The 2,902-nt window shown below is 43.4% G+C and carries 3 protein-coding genes and 2 pseudogenes; all 5 read right to left on the bottom strand.

Annotated features, from left to right (window positions below; genetic code table 11):
• Positions 1-470 (bottom strand): annotated as a pseudogene (locus I4V44_RS17180) (PAS domain-containing sensor histidine kinase); the annotation flags it as partial.
• Positions 471-661: 191 nt separating this feature from the next.
• Positions 662-1,570 carry a radical SAM mobile pair protein B gene (locus I4V44_RS17175; RefSeq protein WP_055156457.1) on the bottom strand — a complete coding sequence of 303 codons (909 nt, stop codon included), beginning with the start codon at positions 1,568-1,570 and terminating at the stop codon, positions 662-664.
• Positions 1,558-2,247 carry a radical SAM mobile pair protein A gene (locus I4V44_RS17170; protein WP_008704237.1) on the bottom strand — a complete coding sequence of 230 codons (690 nt, stop codon included), beginning with the start codon at positions 2,245-2,247 and terminating at the stop codon, positions 1,558-1,560. The genes I4V44_RS17175 and I4V44_RS17170 overlap by 13 nt, the downstream gene beginning before the upstream one ends.
• Positions 2,244-2,681 carry a radical SAM mobile pair system MarR family transcriptional regulator gene (locus I4V44_RS17165; protein WP_008704238.1) on the bottom strand — a complete coding sequence of 146 codons (438 nt, stop codon included), beginning with the start codon at positions 2,679-2,681 and terminating at the stop codon, positions 2,244-2,246. Before I4V44_RS17165 ends, I4V44_RS17170 begins: the two co-directional genes overlap by 4 nt.
• Positions 2,682-2,824: 143 nt before the next feature.
• Positions 2,825-2,902 (bottom strand): annotated as a pseudogene (locus tag I4V44_RS18425) (winged helix-turn-helix transcriptional regulator); the annotation flags it as partial.

The raw sequence follows: 2,902 nt of genomic DNA, 5'->3' as shown, positions 1-2,902 counted from the left end.
TATCTGTCATTTTCCAGATCACAGACAACAAAGCGGTCAACCAGACGTACGATACTCTGAATCAGCTGCTCCATGGAAGCATTATCTGCTGCCATCTGCAGATGCCGTGCGCTCTCTACCTTTGCCTCTGTGATATCACGCAAGAAAATCATGGCATATTCTGAATCCTCTATCTCTCCATGTATGATCACATTGCGAACCCATCGTTCTTCTCCATTCAGAGTGATTCGACACTCCAAAGACAATTCAGTTTCCAGCCCCTTCAGCCTTTCTGCAATATAATCACGGTCATAAAAAGCGGATACCGCCTTCTTATCTGTTTCCATAACATAGGAATCCACAAAATGCTGTATCAGTTCATCCCATGTATGACTCTGTTCAAAGACGGTCATCAGGGACGGTTCAACCTTAAAGGTATCAAAAGTATTCGCTTCCAGATTCACATAATACTCGCACAGATCTGCTTTCGTTGGAACACTGAACTTGATACAATTTAACCTTGTTTCCCCTAGAGGTGTTCAAAGGGGGTTCATTTGAACACCCCCTTGAGAAATGGCACTTGCAGACATAAAAGAAGGCAGGCAGTCTCGTTATAAGACTACCTGCCTGTTGATTATTCTTATGCTGTTTTCTGTATTTCGCCAGTTCGGCAAACTGGAAGTTAGCGATTTCTTTTTCCGGTATTCTCTGTCCCACGGATTTCCTCATGATAGAAATAATCTACGATCACCGGATGCCCCTGCGGGACTCTGCCATAAGGCATTTCATTATCCACAAAGGCACAATCATACTTCTTAGCCATTTTCTCAGCTTTTACTTCAAGTGCTTCAAAGTAGCTGCGGTTATGCTTGTTATAGATCTCGTCGTAAAGTGGTACCAGATCAGGATATTTTCCGGCGATATAATCCATAATTGTCTTTTTGAAACCGCCTCGAAGATTGAGATTTTCGAGCCAGAACAGATCGCACTGATCCTTTACCCGCTCAAAGATTGCTTCAAAATTCGTGATACCGGGGAATACCGGGGATACGAAACAGACTGTACGGATACCTGCCTCATATACCTGCTTCATAGCAGCGATACGGTGCTCAATGCTCGAAGCAGAATCCATATCGTTCTTGAAATTTTCATCTAGTGTGTTGATCGACCATGAAACGGTTACACGTCCAAGCTTCTTCAACAGATCAATATCCCGTACCACAAGATCCGACTTTGTGCAGATCAGAATATCTGCGTCACTGCCGATCAGCTGCTCCAGAAGTTTTCTGGTATTCCCGAATTGCTCCTCCTGTGGATTGTAGCCATCTGTCACAGAACCGATGACCACCCGCTGTCCGACATATTTCTTCGGATTTTTAATTTCCGGCCAATGCTTCACATCAAGGAAAGTGCCCCATTCCTCCTTGTGCCCGGTAAAGCGCTTCATAAAAGAAGCATAGCAATACTTGCAGGCATGTGTACAGCCCACATAGGGATTGACCGAGTAACCGCCTACCGGTAGACTAGACTTAGTCATGATGTTCTTTGTTTCCACCTCACGAATGAGGATTCCATTTATTACTTCTTCCATGATTTCTGTACCTCTAACACTTTATTAAATTCTTCCGGCATTTCCTGAATCATATTTTCATCCCCTATGATAGGGACAAGATCTTCCTTCATAAACACCGGAATGCCGAGCTTATGTGCCTGGTCCGTCAGAGACCATGCCCATTCCGGCTCCGTATGAATCTTCCTGCTCTGAGCTCCGGTCATGGTGCCGACAACGATCCAATTGATTCCGGAAAGGTCAACTGTGCCGGGATCATCGAATAACGGCTCAAAGGTAACATGGTAATGTTTTGCTCTGACGTTTTTCCGAAGGGCGTCGATACGCCACCGTTCTGCTTTCCTCGTCACCGTAACGCCAAACCATGCGTTTTCCAGATCGGTATCAAAATCCAGCAAATCAGGTCGCTTGGTAAGGAACAGGAACTGATGCTGTGGATTTTCACGGATCTTTGCAAATACCTCGTCTCTCCATTCCGGCTTCCATCCAGAGAGATCGCTCATGCCGGTAAGAAGAAAGTTCTGCGGACGTTTCTTTTCCATCATCTTGAGCTTACCCGGAAAGAATTCAGGGTCAGCGAAATCATCAATCATATGCCAGCGTTTCACGTTGTTGCGGGCATAGCAATATGTACACCCCACTGTGCAGCCAATGACGATATTCATGTTCTGAATCTGATCTTTGATACAAATACTCATGACTTCTGCCACTCCTCAAGATTCTTTCTGATGCGGTCGAGGCATTCCTCAAACCGGATAATTTCTTCCTCTGAAAAACCTTTGTAGTAAATACTGCCCATCTCATCAGATACAGAATCGTACTCGCCCTTTAAGGCATGTGCTTTCTCAGTCAGAAACAGGAGCGTTTTCCTCTTGTCCGTTTCAGACTGAACACGGCTTATCAGCCCTTGATTTTCCATTCTTTCCAGCATCGTAGTAAGAGATGTTATCGCTAATCCGCATTTAGTCGAGAGTGACCTGATTGAAATACCATCCTTCTGCCACAGCACATAAAGAATACGCCCCTGGGCTCCATTAAACGCATCAATATTCTTTTCACTGAGAATCTTCTCGAAAATCCGGTCTCCAAGCTGTTTTATTTTGGTAACAAGAAATCCTCCATTCATTTCCATACAAAAGCTCCTATATAGTAGTTTATTAAAAACATACTATATAGGAGCTTTATTGTCAAGAGTTTATATGTCTTAATAGGTAAATTCCGTTTTTTTCAATTCTCCAAACTGGAATTGTTCGATCTTTTCAAATACTAACGTCCTTAATTCTGTTCAATAATTGATTTATAGTAGTTACCAAAGTCAGCAAGTGAATTAACAATTGGAAGCATTTTTGTTCC

Origin of the sequence: Blautia sp. 1001283B150304_161114_C9, from assembly GCF_015668165.1 — a bacterium.
GTDB classification, from domain to species: Bacteria; Bacillota; Clostridia; order Lachnospirales; family Lachnospiraceae; genus Blautia_A; species Blautia_A wexlerae.
Note: the sequence above shows the minus strand (reverse complement) of the source record. Positions and strands in the feature narration are given on the sequence as shown.

Bases quoted from the DNA above. Each gene is read 5' to 3' on its own strand.
- I4V44_RS17175 (WP_055156457.1), bottom strand. From the start codon at position 1,570: ATGGAAGAAGTAATAAATGGAATCCTCATTCGTGAGGTGGAAACAAAG.
- I4V44_RS17170 (WP_008704237.1), bottom strand. From the start codon at position 2,247: ATGAGTATTTGTATCAAAGATCAGATTCAGAACATGAATATCGTCATT.
- I4V44_RS17165 (WP_008704238.1), bottom strand. From the start codon at position 2,681: ATGGAAATGAATGGAGGATTTCTTGTTACCAAAATAAAACAGCTTGGA.